This is a genomic window from Variovorax sp. P4_B10, from assembly GCF_056402375.1.
Window position 1 is genome coordinate 17,706 of sequence record NZ_JBFUHN010000011.1, and the last position, 13,352, is coordinate 31,057.

At 67.5% G+C, this 13,352-nt stretch carries 12 protein-coding genes; 4 read left to right on the forward strand and 8 right to left on the reverse strand.

Annotation, left to right across the window (positions count from 1 at the left end; translation table 11 throughout):
- Window positions 1-3: 3 nt before the first annotated feature.
- Genes glgC through AC1DXX_RS07780 form a run of 3 tightly spaced genes read left to right on the forward strand, consistent with a single transcriptional unit; the run spans window position 4 to window position 5,326 of the window.
- Window positions 4-1,302, forward strand: coding sequence for a glucose-1-phosphate adenylyltransferase (gene glgC, locus AC1DXX_RS07770; protein ID WP_478133600.1), 1,299 nt, complete (start codon window positions 4-6; stop codon window positions 1,300-1,302).
- Between the two features lie 17 nt (window positions 1,303-1,319).
- On the forward strand, window positions 1,320-2,795 hold the full coding sequence (glgA, locus tag AC1DXX_RS07775) for a glycogen synthase GlgA (protein WP_478133601.1): 1,476 nt from the start codon (window positions 1,320-1,322) through the stop codon (window positions 2,793-2,795).
- 47 nt (window positions 2,796-2,842) lie between these two features.
- Window positions 2,843-5,326, forward strand: coding sequence for a glycogen/starch/alpha-glucan phosphorylase (locus tag AC1DXX_RS07780; RefSeq protein WP_478133602.1), 2,484 nt, complete (start codon window positions 2,843-2,845; stop codon window positions 5,324-5,326).
- Window positions 5,327-5,367: 41 nt separating this feature from the next.
- On the opposite strand, the gene AC1DXX_RS07785 is transcribed toward AC1DXX_RS07780, so the two are convergent.
- The 4 genes from AC1DXX_RS07785 to AC1DXX_RS07800 form a co-directional block, all read right to left on the reverse strand.
- Entirely contained in the window at window positions 5,368-5,841 is a 474-nt protein-coding gene (locus AC1DXX_RS07785) for an ExbD/TolR family protein (protein WP_478133603.1), read from the reverse strand.
- A 14-nt stretch (window positions 5,842-5,855) separates the two neighbouring features.
- Window positions 5,856-6,551: a MotA/TolQ/ExbB proton channel family protein gene (locus AC1DXX_RS07790; protein ID WP_478133604.1), complete on the reverse strand. Its 696-nt coding sequence runs from the start codon at window positions 6,549-6,551 to the stop codon at window positions 5,856-5,858.
- 10 nt (window positions 6,552-6,561) lie between these two features.
- Window positions 6,562-7,362 (reverse strand): 4-hydroxy-tetrahydrodipicolinate reductase, encoded by an 801-nt coding sequence (dapB, locus tag AC1DXX_RS07795; protein ID WP_478133677.1) that lies wholly within the window; start codon window positions 7,360-7,362, stop codon window positions 6,562-6,564.
- Between the two features lie 146 nt (window positions 7,363-7,508).
- Window positions 7,509-8,063, reverse strand: coding sequence for an outer membrane protein assembly factor BamE (locus tag AC1DXX_RS07800; protein ID WP_478133605.1), 555 nt, complete (start codon window positions 8,061-8,063; stop codon window positions 7,509-7,511).
- Window positions 8,064-8,151: 88 nt separating this feature from the next.
- Between AC1DXX_RS07800 and fur the strand changes: the two genes are divergently transcribed.
- Window positions 8,152-8,571 carry a ferric iron uptake transcriptional regulator gene (gene fur, locus AC1DXX_RS07805; protein ID WP_056584276.1) on the forward strand — a complete coding sequence of 140 codons (420 nt, stop codon included), beginning with the start codon at window positions 8,152-8,154 and terminating at the stop codon, window positions 8,569-8,571.
- A gap of 29 nt (window positions 8,572-8,600) precedes the next feature.
- Here fur and hprK read toward each other — a convergent pair whose 3' ends face one another.
- From hprK to AC1DXX_RS07825, 4 genes are all read right to left on the reverse strand, one after another.
- Complete coding sequence (hprK, locus tag AC1DXX_RS07810) at window positions 8,601-9,560, reverse strand: HPr(Ser) kinase/phosphatase (protein ID WP_478133606.1); 960 nt, start codon at window positions 9,558-9,560, stop codon at window positions 8,601-8,603.
- Window positions 9,561-9,701: 141 nt separating this feature from the next.
- Entirely contained in the window at window positions 9,702-10,169 is a 468-nt protein-coding gene (locus tag AC1DXX_RS07815; protein WP_478133607.1) for a PTS sugar transporter subunit IIA, read from the reverse strand.
- A gap of 186 nt (window positions 10,170-10,355) precedes the next feature.
- On the reverse strand, window positions 10,356-10,685 hold the full coding sequence (gene hpf, locus AC1DXX_RS07820) for a ribosome hibernation-promoting factor, HPF/YfiA family (protein WP_056515121.1): 330 nt from the start codon (window positions 10,683-10,685) through the stop codon (window positions 10,356-10,358).
- 321 nt (window positions 10,686-11,006) lie between these two features.
- Window positions 11,007-13,151 (reverse strand): ATP-dependent helicase, encoded by a 2,145-nt coding sequence (locus AC1DXX_RS07825; protein ID WP_478133608.1) that lies wholly within the window; start codon window positions 13,149-13,151, stop codon window positions 11,007-11,009.
- Window positions 13,152-13,352: the final 201 nt, after the last annotated feature.

The window sequence follows — 13,352 nt, forward strand, 5'->3', positions numbered from 1 at the left end:
AGGATGGACAAGCAGCTCACCACGCAGGAACCCCTGCAGGCACATCAACTGGTCCGCCGCACCATCGCCCTGGTGCTGGCCGGTGGCAGAGGCTCCCGCCTCAAGCAACTGACCGACCGGCGTGCCAAGCCGGCCGTTTACTTCGGCGGCAAGTTCCGCATCATCGACTTCGCGCTGTCGAACTGCCTCAACTCCGGCATCCGGCGCATGGCGGTGGTCACGCAGTACAAGTCGCACTCGCTCATGCGCCACCTGCAGCGCGGCTGGAGCTTCCTGCGGGCGGAACTCAACGAGATGGTCGACGTGCTGCCCGCGCAGCAGCGCGTGGGCGACGAGCACTGGTACCGGGGCACGGCCGACGCCGTGTTCCAGAACCTCGACATCATCCAGACCCGCTCGACCCCGCACGACTACGTGGTGGTGCTGGCCGGCGACCACATCTACAAGATGGACTACTCGATCATGGTCAAGGACCATGCCGAGCGCGGCCTGGGCTGCACGGTCGGCTGCATCGAGGTGCCGCGCATGGAGGCCACGGCCTTCGGCGTGATGGCCGTCGACGACGATCGCCAGATCACGGCCTTTCTCGAAAAGCCGGCCGACCCGCCCGCCATGCCCGGCCACCCCGACGTGGCGCTGGCCAGCATGGGCATCTACGTGTTCGATTCGGCCTACCTCTACCAGCTGCTCGAGGAAGACAACGCCAACCCCGACTCGAGCCACGACTTCGGCAAGGACATCATCCCGCGCGCCGTGGCGCAGGGCCGCGCGCTGGCCCATCCCTTCGCCATGTCCTGCGTCACGCGGGCCTCGCGCGGGCCGGGCGCCAAGGCCTACTGGCGCGACGTGGGCACGATTGATGCATTCTGGGCCGCCAACCTCGACCTGGCCTCGATCACCCCGGAGCTCGACATCTATGACACGGACTGGCCCATCTGGACCTACCAGCGGCAGCTGCCGCCGGCCAAGTTCGTGCTGGACCGCGACGGCAAGCACGGCATGACGGTCAACACCATCGTGTCGGGCGGCTGCATCGTCTCGGGCTCCAAGGTCAGCAGTTCGGTGCTGTTCTCGGGCGTGCGCATTCACTCCTTCTGCGAGATCAACGAGGCGGTGCTGCTGCCCGACGTGGAAGTCGGCCGCGGCGCCCGGCTCAACCGGGTGGTGATCGATCGCGCCTGTGTCATACCGGACGAGATGGTGATCGGCGAAGATGCCGCCGCCGATGCCGCGCGCTTCGAACGCACCGAGAACGGGGTGGTGCTCGTGACGCGCGAAATGCTGAAAAGGCTGGCCGCCTGAGGCCGCGACGACGAACGATGCGAATCCTCCAGGTCAGTGCCGAACTCTTCCCCCTGCTCAAGACCGGCGGCCTGGCGGACGTCGCCGGCGCCCTGCCCATCGCGCTCATGGCCGAAGGGCAGGACGCGCGCGTGCTGCTGCCGGGCTTCCCGGCCATCGTGGCCGGCGTGCGCGAGCTGGCGCCGGTGGCCGATTTCACGGCGCCGTGGGGCGAGCGCTTCGGCCTGCGCGCCGGGCACATCGTCATCGACGGCGCGCCGCCGATTCCCGCCTATGTGATCGATGCGCCGACCCTCTACGACCGGCCCGGCAACCCCTACGAAGACACGACGCGCCAGCCCTATGGCGACAATCACCGGCGCTTCGCGCTGCTCGGCTGGGCCGCGGCACAGCTGGCGCAGGGGCTCGACCCGGCGTGGCAGCCCGAAGTCGTGCATGCGCACGACTGGCATGCGGCGATGGCGCCCACCTACCTCGCCTTTGCACGGCAGGCAGGCCGGCCGCACGTGGGCAGCGTGTTCACGGTGCACAACCTGGCCTACCAGGGCCTCTTCGCGCCCCGGCATTTCGCCGAACTGGGTTTGCCGGGCCCCGCCTTCCACATCGACGGGCTCGAATACCACGGCCAGATCTCGTTCATGAAGGGCGGCCTCTACTTTGCCGACCGGCTCACCACGGTGAGCCCGACCTACGCGCTCGAAATCCAGACGCCCGAACAGGGCTGCGGCCTCGACGGCCTGCTGCGTCAGCGCAGCGGCGCACTCAGCGGCATCCTCAACGCGGTCGACGACAAGGTCTGGAATCCGGCCACCGACGCTGCGCTGGTGCAGGGCTATCACACGCCCGAGGGCCGCCACATGGCGGGCAAGGCGCGCTGCAAGGCCGTGCTGCAGCACCAGCTGGGCCTGGCCGAGCGCCCCGACGCGCCGCTCTTCATCCTGGTCAGCCGGCTCACCGAGCAGAAGGGCCTGCACCTGGTACTCGACGGCATCGATGCCCTGCTGGCCCAGGGCGGCCAGCTCGCGCTGCTGGGCAGCGGCGAGACCTGGCTCGAAGAAGCCTTTCGCCAGCGCGCCGCGGCGGCGCCGCAATCGGTCAGCGTCACCATCGGCTACAACGAAACGCTCGCGCACCAGCTCTTCGGCGGCGGCGACGTGACGCTGGTGCCATCGCTGTTCGAGCCCTGCGGGCTGACGCAGATGTACGGCCTCAAGTACGGCAGCCTGCCGCTGGTGCGCCGCGTGGGCGGGCTGGCCGACACGGTGGTCGACAGCACGCTCGAGGACATGGCGAGCGGCGAGGCCACGGGTTTCGTGTTCGACCGCTTCGACGGCCACGACTACGAGCGCGCACTGCGCCGCGCCTTCGCGCTTTACCAGCGCGCGCCCGACTGGCGCCGCGTGCGCGGCAACGCCATGCGGCGGCCGGCCGACTGGGCCACCGCGGCCGCGCAATACATCGACGTTTACCGGCAGGCGCTGGGCCCCACCTGACCCACGCACGGCCAACACAACACCACTCACCCGAGAGCGCCACAACCATGACGATCAAAGACTTCGCCTACGACCACCCCGACCGCGACGTCGCGGCCTTCAAGCGCGCCGTGGCCAACAAGCTGATCTACGCGGTCGGCAAGGACCCGGTTGCGGCCAGCCAGGACGACTGGCTCAACGCCACCTCGCAGGCCGTGCGCGACCAACTGGTCGAGCGCTGGATGGCGACCACGCGCGCCAACTACGCGCAGGACCTGAAACGCGTCTACTACCTCTCGATGGAGTTCCTGATCGGGCGCACCTTCACCAATGCGCTGCTGGCGGTGGACCTCTACGACACGGTGCGCGAGGCGCTGGCCGACTTCGGCGTCGACATGTCGGCGCTGTCCGAGCGCGAGCCCGATGCGGCGCTCGGCAACGGCGGCCTCGGCCGGCTCGCGGCCTGCTTCCTGGACTCGATGGCCACGCTCGGCGTGCCGGGCATGGGCTACGGCATCCGCTACGAGTACGGCATGTTCCGCCAGCGCATCGTCGATGGCCAGCAGGTCGAGACGCCCGACTACTGGCTCACGCGCGGCAACCCCTGGGAGTTCCAGCGGCCCGAGGTGAACTACCGGGTGCGCTTCGGCGGGCACGTGCAGAAACGCGAAGGCAAGAACGCCCCCTACGGCGCGGCCGACTGGGTCGACACGCACGACGTGCTCGCCGTGGCCTACGACACCATCATCCCGGGCTACGGCACGCAGGCCACCAACACGCTGCGGCTGTGGTCGGCGCGCGCCACCGAGGAGATCGACCTCTCGGCCTTCAACCGCGGCAACTACATGCAGGCGGTGGAAAGCAAGAACCACTCGGAGAACGTCTCGCGCGTGCTCTACCCCGACGACTCCACGCCGTCGGGCCGCGAGCTGCGGCTGCACCAGGAATACTTCTTCTGCAGCGCGAGCGTGCAGGACCTGCTGCGCCGCTACCTGCGCAACCACAAGACCTTCGACCAGCTGGCCGAGAAGGTCAGCATCCACCTCAACGACACGCACCCGGTGCTCGCGGTGCCCGAGCTCATGCGCCTCCTGCTCGACGAGCACGGCCTGGCGTGGGACGTGGCCTGGGCGCACACGCAGAAGGTGTTCAGCTACACCAACCACACGCTGATGCACGAGGCGCTGGAGACCTGGCCGGTGGAGATGCTGGGGCGCATCCTGCCGCGGCACCTGCAGATCATCTACGACATGAACGCGAAGTTCCTCGCCGCTGTCACGCAGAAGGTCGGCAACGACGTGGAGCTGATGCGCCGGCTCTCGCTGGTCGACGAATCGGGCGAGCGGCGCGTGCGCATGGCCTACGTGGCGGTGCTCGCGAGCCACTCGATCAACGGCGTGTCGGGGCTGCATTCGGAGCTGATGAAGCAGTCGATCTTTTCCGACTTCGCAAAGATCTTTCCGGAGCGCTTCAACAACAAGACCAACGGCGTCACGCCGCGCCGCTGGCTGGCGCAAGCCAACCCGCCGCTGGCCGGGCTGCTCGACCAGCGCATCGGCAAGGGCTGGCGGCGCGACCTGTCGCAGCTCGAGGCGCTCGAGCCGATGGCCGCGCAGCCGGCTTTCGTGCGCGCATTCCGCCATGCCAAGCGCGAGAACAAGCTGCGGCTGGCCAACTGGGTCGAGCAGCACCTGAAGATCGACCTCGACACCGATGCGATGTTCGACGTGCAGGTCAAGCGCATCCACGAATACAAGCGGCAACTGCTCAACGTGCTGCACGTGGTGACGCGCTATCACCGCATCCTCGACGCGCAGGCGGCAGGCGGCCCCATCGACATCGTGCCGCGCGTGGTGGTGTTCGCGGGCAAGGCGGCCTCGGCCTACCAGACGGCCAAGCTGGTGATCCGGCTCATCAACGACGTGGCGACCACGATCAACGCCGATGCGCGCGTGGGCAAGCTGCTGAAGGTGGTGTTCCTGCCGAACTACAGCGTGAGCCTGGCCGAGATCATCATGCCGGCGGCCGACCTGTCGGAGCAGATCTCCACGGCGGGCACCGAGGCCTCGGGCACCGGCAACATGAAGTTCGCGCTCAACGGGGCGCTCACCATCGGTACGCTCGACGGCGCGAATGTCGAGATGCGCGACAACGTGGGGCCGGAGAACATCTTCATCTTCGGCAACACCACGCCCGAGGTGGCCGACATCCGCGCCCGCGGCTATCAGCCGCGCGACATCTACGAAGAAAACGCCGAACTCAAGCGCGTGCTCGATGCGATCCGCGACGGCGCGTTCTCACCGGGCGAGCCGGGGCGCTACCAGGGCATCTACGACGCGCTCGTGAACTGGGGCGATCACTACCTGCTGCTGGCGGACTATGCGAGCTACGTCGCGAAGCAGGCCGAGGTCGACACGCTGTACCGCGATTCGGATGCGTGGACGCGGATGGCGATCCTCAATGTCGCGGGGATGGGGGCGTTTTCTTCGGACCGCACGATCGCGCAGTACGCGCACGAGATCTGGCACACGAAGCCGGTGGTGCTCGCCTGAGCCCTTGTCTTTCTGCCAGAGGGGGAAGGAGCAAGGCAGGATCAGCGCGGCGTGGGAGGCGTCGCCCCCGCCTCGGTGACGAAGCCGATGCGGCTCAGCCCGGCCTTGTTCGCGATGCCCATGAGCGCCACCACCTTGCCGTAGGGCACGGTCTGGTCGGCACGCAGTTGCACTTCGGTGTCCTTGCTGTCCGCGGCGGCTTTCTCGAGCCGGGCGGCCAGTTCTTCGTCGGTCACGGCCTGGTCGTTGAAGAAGACCTTGCCCGACGCATCGACCGACAGGCTCACGAACTTGGGCGTGTCGTTGGGCTGGCCCGCGTCGGTCTGCGGCAGGTCGAGCTTGATCGAGCTCGCCATCAGCGGCGCCGTGATGATGAAGATCACCAGCAGCACCAGCATCACATCGACCAGCGGGGTGACGTTGATGTCCGAAAGCGGCCGCTGCCCGCCGGCCCCCATGGCACGCCCGCCGCCCGTGGCGCTGCTGCCTAGCGAAGAGCGACCGAAGGAGGCCATGGTGCGTGAACCCCTCAGACCGGCATCGGCCGTGCCGGCGGCGGTGCGGCGGGTGCCGGCGTCTCGCCGAAGCTGCCGAGCAGGTCGTGCGCAAAGCCTTCCAGCTCGGCCTCGACGCGGCCGATGACACGGCCGAACACGTTGTAGGCCAGCACGGCCGGAATGGCGACCGCCAGGCCGAAGGCCGTCATGACCAGGGCCTCGCCGACCGGCCCGGCCACCTTGTCGATGGTGAAGCCGCCGGTCTGGCCTGCAATGCCCGACAGCGCGCCGTAGATGCCCCAGACCGTGCCCAGCAGGCCGACGAAGGGGGCGGTGGCGCCCACCGTGGCGAGAAGGATCTGGCCCGCCTGCAGGCGCCGGAGCGCGCCATGCAGGGCATTGCGCAGCGCGCGCGTCAGGCGCTGGTTGCGGTCGCCTGTGGCGCCCAGCGTTCCGCCGACGGTGCCGGATGCTGCATTCTTGATCGCCGAAACCGCAGGCAGGACCAGCGTTGCCCGGTCGAATGCCTTCAGCTTCTGCTCCGCATCGACCAGCGTGGCCGACTGCCAGAACGCCGCAATGCTGCGCAGCACGTCGCGCGTGCCGCCGCGCAGCAGCCAGGCCTTCCAGAGGATCACGACCCAGCTCGCGATCGACATGGCCAACAGCAGCGCCGCCACCGAACGGCTGACGCCGTCGCCATGGGTCAACAACTCGAGGACGCTCATTGGCTTACTTTTAGCGCAGGCCCAGCACGTCGTACATGTCGAACAGACCGGCCTTCTTGTCGGCCAGGAAGCGCACGGCGCGCAGAGCGCCCTGCGCGTAGGTGACGCGGCTCGACGACTTGTGGGTGATTTCGATGCGCTCGCCGATGCCGGCGAACAGCACGGTGTGATCGCCGACGATGTCGCCGCCGCGGATGGCGGAGAAGCCGATGGTCGAGGGATCGCGTTCGCCCGTGATGCCTTCGCGGGCGTACACGGCGCAGTCCTTCAGGTCGCGGCCCAGCGCGTCGGCGATCACTTCGCCCATCTTGAGCGCGGTGCCCGAGGGCGCGTCGACCTTGTGCCGGTGGTGCGCCTCGATGATCTCGATGTCGTAGCCGGTCGACATGGCCTTGGCCGCCATTTCGAGCAGCTTGAAGGTGACGTTGACGCCCACGCTCATGTTGGGCGCCATCATGATCGCGACGTCCTTGGCGATGTCGGCGATCTCGGCCTTCTGCGCATCGCTGAAGCCGGTGGTGCCGATCACGGCCTGCACGCCGAGTTCGCGGCAGGCCGCGAGGTGCGCGAGCGTGCCTTCGGGGCGGGTGAAGTCGATGAGCACCTGCGCGTCCTGCAGGCCGGTGCGCAGGTCGGCCACGATGGGCACGCCGCTCGTGAAGCCCAGGAAGGCGGCCGCGTCGGCGCCGATGGCTTCGCTGCCGGCCATGTCGAGCGCGCCGGCGAGGCGGCAGTCCGGCGCGTTGCGCACGGCCTCGATCAGCATGTGGCCCATGCGGCCCGAAGCCCCGGCGATGGCAATGCGGCGCAGCGCGGGGGTGGCGGAAATGGAGGAGGAGGAAGTAGGTTCAGTCACGCGGATTCAGTCTTCGGAATGGCCCGCAGGCCACTGGAAACCATGATGGGCACCGGACGGACGCCGCCTGACTCGGCGGGCGCCGCCCGCTCCCGCTGCGCTCAGCGCGCAGCTTCGAGCGGGGGATACGCCGCCGGCAGCGAGGGCACGGACGCCGATGCAGCGGCGTCGGCTTTCTCGTCCTTGGCGGGCGCGAATTTCTTGAGTTCGTCTTCCGACGCTTCGAGCTGGGGCACCTTGCCGGCTTTCTTGCGGGTGTCGAGCGTGGCGACGAATTCTTCTTCGCTGGGCATCTCGTCGCCTTCGAAGCGGTCGAGCAGTTCGCCGTTGAAGAACACGGTCAGGTGGCGCTCCTGGGGATCGACGCCCTGGCGGCGGATGGTGAACACGTAGTCCCAGCGGTTGGCATGGAAAACGTCGTTCAGCAGCGAAGTGCCGAGGATTTCACGCACCTGCTGGCGCGACATGCCGGGCTTGAGCGCCGCGACCTGCTCCTTCGACACGAAATTGCCCTGCACCACTTCGACCTTGTAAGGGGTGATGGCCGTCAGCGCGCCACGCGTGCGATCGCTGAAGCCGCTGCAGGCACCGAGGCAGAGCGTCGCGGCAACGGCCGCAGCCAGCAGCCAGGGACGGCGTTGGAGAATGGCAGGCATGGGAGGAAAAGGGGGTAGCGATATGATCGACCATTGTAGCGGCTGACCTTTTCAGGACCTGACCGCCGCGCAGGGTGCAGGAACCATCATGGCCAATATCGACGAACTCAAGAACACCGGCCTCAAGGCCACCTTGCCGCGCCTGAAGATTCTGGAGATCTTCCAGACCGGCAGCCAGCGGCACATGACGGCCGAAGACGTGTTTCGCGTGCTGCTCAACGAACACTCCGACATCGGCCTGGCGACGGTGTACCGGGTGCTGACGCAGTTCGAACAGGCCGGCATCCTGGAGCGCAGCCACTTCGAAAGCGGCAAGGCCGTCTACGAGCTCAACGAGGGCACGCACCACGACCACCTGATCTGCACCTCGTGCGGCAAGGTCGAGGAGTTCTACGACGCCGAGATCGAGCGCCGCCAGCAGATGATCGCCAAGGACAAGGGCTGGATCCTGCAGGACCACGCCATGTCCCTCTACGGCCTCTGCGGCGACTGTGTAAAAAAACGTTAGCGGCCCGGCGGCGGCCGCATCGGCGCGGTTCAGTCGCCGTCGCGTCCGTTTTCCATCGCCTTGTGGTGGCGCGCCACGAAATCCGCATAGGTGTCGATGCCCCGCAGCTGCAGGATCGAATTGCGCACCGCCGCCTCGACCAGCACGGCGATATTGCGCCCCGCCACCACCTGGATGATGACCTTGCGCACCGGGATGCCCAGCACGTCCTGTGTGAGCGGCGCCGAAGGCATGCGCTCGTAGTCGCGCTCGAAACTGTCGCGCCGCACGAGATGCACGATGAGCTTCAGCCGCATCTTCCTTCGCACCGCCGTCTCGCCGAAGATCGCGCGGATGTCCAGCAGGCCGATGCCGCGCACTTCCAGCAGGTTCAGCAGCAGGTCGGGGCAGCGCCCCTCGATGGTGTTCTGGTTGATGCGGTAGAGATCGACCGCATCGTCGGCCACCAGGCCGTTGCCGCGCGAGATCAGCTCGAGGCCGAGCTCGCTTTTGCCGAGCCCGGACTCGCCCGTGATCATCACGCCCATGCCCAGGATGTCCATGAACACGCCGTGCATCGAAGTGCGCTCGGCGAAGTGCTTGGACAGGTAGGCGCGCAGCAGGTCGATCACGAAGGCCGACGACTCGCGCGTGGCGAACAGCGGCAGCTGGGCGCGCTCGCAGATCGACAGCAGCTCGTCGGGCGCGGCCTGACCATCGGCCAGCACCAGCATCGGCGGCTCCAGCGTGACGATGCGGGCGATGCGCCGGGCGCAGTCTTCGGGGCTGCCGCGCGTCAGGTAGGCCACCTCGCGGGCGCCCAGGATCTGCACGCGGTACGGATGGATGTAGTTGAGGTAGCCGACCAGGTCGGCGGCCGATTGGGCGCGGCTGATGACTTCGGGGTCGAACTGGCGTTCCGAGGCACCGAGGCCTGCGAGCCATTCCCAGCGGAGCGACCCGCGGAACTCCTCGAACATGGCATCGGCACTGATGACGGTCGGCTTCATGCGTTCAGGAGACGGCGCTCAACGCCTAGTTTGGAGCAGCCCAGAATACCGCGGAACCGGCTTCGCCGGGCCGCCGGTATTGCCCCCGGCAGGGGGTTGGCGCAGCGACACGAAGTGCGCGAAGCCTGGGGGCGAGCCACCTCAAGCGACTTGGGTGGATTGCCAGCCTGCAATCAGGCCGTGCAACGCGGCGGCATCGGTGCTGGACTTGATCTGTTCGCGCAGGCTGGCATCACTCAGCAGCTCGGCGATTTCGGAGAGGATTTCGAGGTGCTTCTGCGTGGCCGCTTCGGGCACCAGCAGGAAGATCAGCAGCCCGACGGGCTGCTCGTCGGGGGCGTCGAACCCGATGGGATTCGCCAGCTGGAACACAGCGGCCATCGGAGCCTTGAGGCCCTTGATGCGGCCATGCGGAATGGCAACGCCGTGGCCCAGACCGGTGGAGCCGAGGCGCTCGCGCGCAAACAGGCTGTCGGTGATCAGGGCGCGTCCCAGGCCGTGAAGGCTTTCGAACAGCAGGCCTGCTTCTTCGAAAGCACGTTTCTTGCTGGTAGCGTCAACGCTCACAAGCACTTGGGCGGGCGGCAGGATGGACGCGAGGCGATTCATGGTGGGGGCAGAGCGGGGGCGATTATGCACCCGCTTGGTAAAAACCCCCAGTCCCGCTATCTACTTTTTGTTTACAGCATGTTGCTCGCAGGCCTCGCGCTCCAGGGAAGGCCTTGTAAAAACCTACTGCCGCAGTCGGAAAAGCAAAAGGCCGCCCGAAGGCGGCCTGTGCGAACCCCAAGGGGCTCACATCACGCGCTTGGGTGCCGCGTGGTGGTGGTCCTGCAGGCGGTCCTTGTGGCGCACCACCTGGCGGTCGAGCTTGTCGACCAGTTCATCGACCGCAGCGTAGAGATCAGCGTGGCTCGACTCCGCGAACATGTCATTGCCCTTGACGTGGATGTTGCACTCCGCCCTTTGGCGGCGTTCCTTTTCCTTCTGCTTTTCCACCGTGAGGATCACCTTCACATCGACCACCTGGTCGAAGTGCCGTGTGATCCGGTCCAGCTTGCTCGTGACGTAGGTGCGCAAGGCAGGTGTGACGTCGAGGTGATGACCGCTGATCGTCAAATTCATGAATGACCTCCTGAGAATTGACGGTTGGGAAAATGACCGCGCTCCGGGATGGAACGTGGCCGGCGAAACAGGTTTGATTGGGGGGAGAGGGGGAGAAGGAGAAAGAGGGGGGAAAGAAGAGATGGCCGATTCACTATGCCCAAGCTGTCACGGTATTGCAATACCTGAGTTCTCCGGGTGGCAGGCGCCGCCGGGTTCTGCTTCAATCCGCTATTGATTCCATAGCTGCCCGCGCATGTTGGCCCGCCATTGCGGCCATTTGGAAGCAAGTGTTTCAGCGTTTTGCCATCGGTGACCCTCCCGGACGAAGGGCCAGCAGTTTCAGCGCCAGGCGGCGCGCATGCGGTTGCGCAGGTCGATCACGGCGGTGGGCGGCGGCACCGCGGGCGGACGCACCGGCGGTGGCGGCCAGGTCTGCTGTTCGAAGCCCGCGAGATCGGCCTCCGCGATGAAACGCGTGCGGTTCGCATAGAGGTGCCGGTCGCCCCGCGCCGCCTGCTGCGTGATGTAGAAGCGCTGCGGCACCAGCAGGTGCAGATGGTCGCGGGCCCGCGTCATCGCGACGTAGAGCAGGCGTCGTTCCTCCTCGAGCTCATGCGCGCTCTGCGCCACGTCGGCCGGCAGGCAACCGTCGACCACGTTGAGCACATGCACCGAATTCCATTCCTGGCCCTTGGCCGAATGGATGGTGGAGAGAATCAGGTAGTCCTCGTCGAGCAGCGGCGGACCGGGGCGATCGCTCGTGGCCTCCGGCGGATCGAGCGTGAGTTCGGTCAGGAAGCGCTCGCGCGAGGCGTAGCCCGAGGCGAGCCGCACCAGCTGCTCCACATCGGCGCGGCGCACGCCGGAGGTGTCGTCATAGAGCCGCTCCAGGTGCGGCAGGTACCAGCCCATCGCCAGTTCCACATCCGTCGGCCACGCCAGCGAAGGCGCGCGCAAGGCGGCATAGGCCTCGGCAAAGCCGGCCCACTGTTCGCGCGCAGCGGACGGCGGCACGAAGCCGCGCACCGCCGCCACCGGGTCGGCGGCCTGGTCCATCGCGTCGAGCAATCGCGTGCCCGTGACGGGTCCGATGCCGGGGATCAGCTGCGTGACGCGAAACCCCGCCATGCGCCCGCGCGGGTTCTGGGCGAAGCGCAGCACCGCGAGCAGGTCCTTCACATGCGAGGCCTCGAGAAACTTGAGGCCGCCGAACTTCATGAACGGGATGTTGCGGCGCGCGAGTTCGAGCTCGAGTGCCGCGCTGTGCGACGAGGTGCGAAACAGCACCGCCTGCGACTTGAGCGCCAGCCCGCCCTCGCGGTGCGCGAGCACCTTGTCGGCCACCCAGCGCGCCTGCCCGGCCTCGTCGGGCACCAGCACCAGCTGCGGCTTGCCGGCGGAGGGTTTGTCGGTCCAGAGCGTCTTGGCGTGACGCTCGGCCGCCTGCGCGATCACGCGGTTCGACACATCGAGGATCGGCTGCGTCGAGCGGTAGTTGCGCTCCAGTGTGACGACCCGCGCGGGCACCGGAACGGGGCCTTCCGCCGAAGCCCGCGAGAACTGCGACGGAAAATCGAGGATGTTGCGCACCGTCGCGCCGCGGAACGCGTAGATCGACTGCGCGTCGTCCCCCACCACCGTGACGCCGCGTCCGTCGGGCTTCATCGCCAGAAGAATCGAGGCCTGCAGCAGGTTGGTGTCCTGGTATTCGTCGACCAGCACATGGTCGAACCGCGCGCCCACGGCCTCGGCCAGCGCAGGCTCCGCGACCATGCCGGCCCAGTAGAGCAGCAGGTCGTCGTAGTCGAGCACGTTCTGCTGCTGCTTGGCCTCGACGTAGGCGCCGAACAGGTTCTTGAGCTCGGCCTCCCATTCGCCGCACCAGGGGAAGGCTTCCTTGAGCACATCGGCCAGCGGCGCGCACGTGTTGACGCAGCGCGAGTAGATCGACAGACAGGTGCCCTTGCGGGGGAAGCGGTTCACCGTCGAGGACAGGCCCAGCTCGTGCCGCACCAGCCCCATGAGGTCTTCGGCATCGCCGCGGTCGTGGATCGTGAAGTTCTCGTCCAGCCCGATCTGCGCGGCGTATTCGCGCAGCAGGCGCGCGCCGATGCCATGGAAGGTGCCGGCCCACGGCAGCGCGGGCGGCCGCTCCGACTTCAGGCCCAGCACCCGGGCCAGCACCTGGCCCGCGCGGCGCTCCATTTCCTGCGCGGCGCGGCGCGAGAAGGTCAAAAGCAGCAGGCGCTGCGGATCGACACCGCCCGCGATCAGGTGCGCCACCCTGTGCGCCAGCGTGCTGGTCTTGCCGGAGCCGGCGCCGGCAATCACGAGCAGGGGGCGGTGATCGCCACCCACCGTCGCATCCACGCCGTGTTCGACCGCCGCGCGCTGTTCGTCGTTGAGCGTGGCGAGCGCCGCGGCCAGGCGCTCGGCCTGGGTCTGGGGCGCAGCGGAAAAAACGGGGAGCGCAGCGGTCTGCATGGGACCAGACTTTACTGTATGTCCGTCCAGTCCGGACGCCTTGCCGCCTCGTGGCCGGTGACATAATCGCGCCTCGCTGCAACCGGAGACTCCCCTTGGAAACCGCCCCGTCTCGGCAGCTTTCAACTCCCTTCTGACGCCTTGCGCCGGGCCTGGGAATTGAAAGCGCCCCGCCCTCGCCCAACGTTCAGTCATCCCCGG

Bases quoted from the DNA above. Each gene is read 5' to 3' on its own strand.
- glgC (WP_478133600.1), top strand. From the start codon at position 4: ATGGACAAGCAGCTCACCACGCAGGAACCCCTGCAGGCACATCAACTG.
- glgA (WP_478133601.1), top strand. From the start codon at position 1,320: ATGCGAATCCTCCAGGTCAGTGCCGAACTCTTCCCCCTGCTCAAGACC.
- AC1DXX_RS07780 (WP_478133602.1), top strand. From the start codon at position 2,843: ATGACGATCAAAGACTTCGCCTACGACCACCCCGACCGCGACGTCGCG.
- AC1DXX_RS07785 (WP_478133603.1), bottom strand. From the start codon at position 5,841: ATGGCCTCCTTCGGTCGCTCTTCGCTAGGCAGCAGCGCCACGGGCGGC.
- AC1DXX_RS07790 (WP_478133604.1), bottom strand. From the start codon at position 6,551: ATGAGCGTCCTCGAGTTGTTGACCCATGGCGACGGCGTCAGCCGTTCG.
- AC1DXX_RS07800 (WP_478133605.1), bottom strand. From the start codon at position 8,063: ATGCCTGCCATTCTCCAACGCCGTCCCTGGCTGCTGGCTGCGGCCGTT.
- fur (WP_056584276.1), top strand. From the start codon at position 8,152: ATGGCCAATATCGACGAACTCAAGAACACCGGCCTCAAGGCCACCTTG.
- hprK (WP_478133606.1), bottom strand. From the start codon at position 9,560: ATGAAGCCGACCGTCATCAGTGCCGATGCCATGTTCGAGGAGTTCCGC.
- AC1DXX_RS07815 (WP_478133607.1), bottom strand. From the start codon at position 10,169: ATGAATCGCCTCGCGTCCATCCTGCCGCCCGCCCAAGTGCTTGTGAGC.
- hpf (WP_056515121.1), bottom strand. From the start codon at position 10,685: ATGAATTTGACGATCAGCGGTCATCACCTCGACGTCACACCTGCCTTG.
- AC1DXX_RS07825 (WP_478133608.1), bottom strand. From the start codon at position 13,151: ATGCAGACCGCTGCGCTCCCCGTTTTTTCCGCTGCGCCCCAGACCCAG.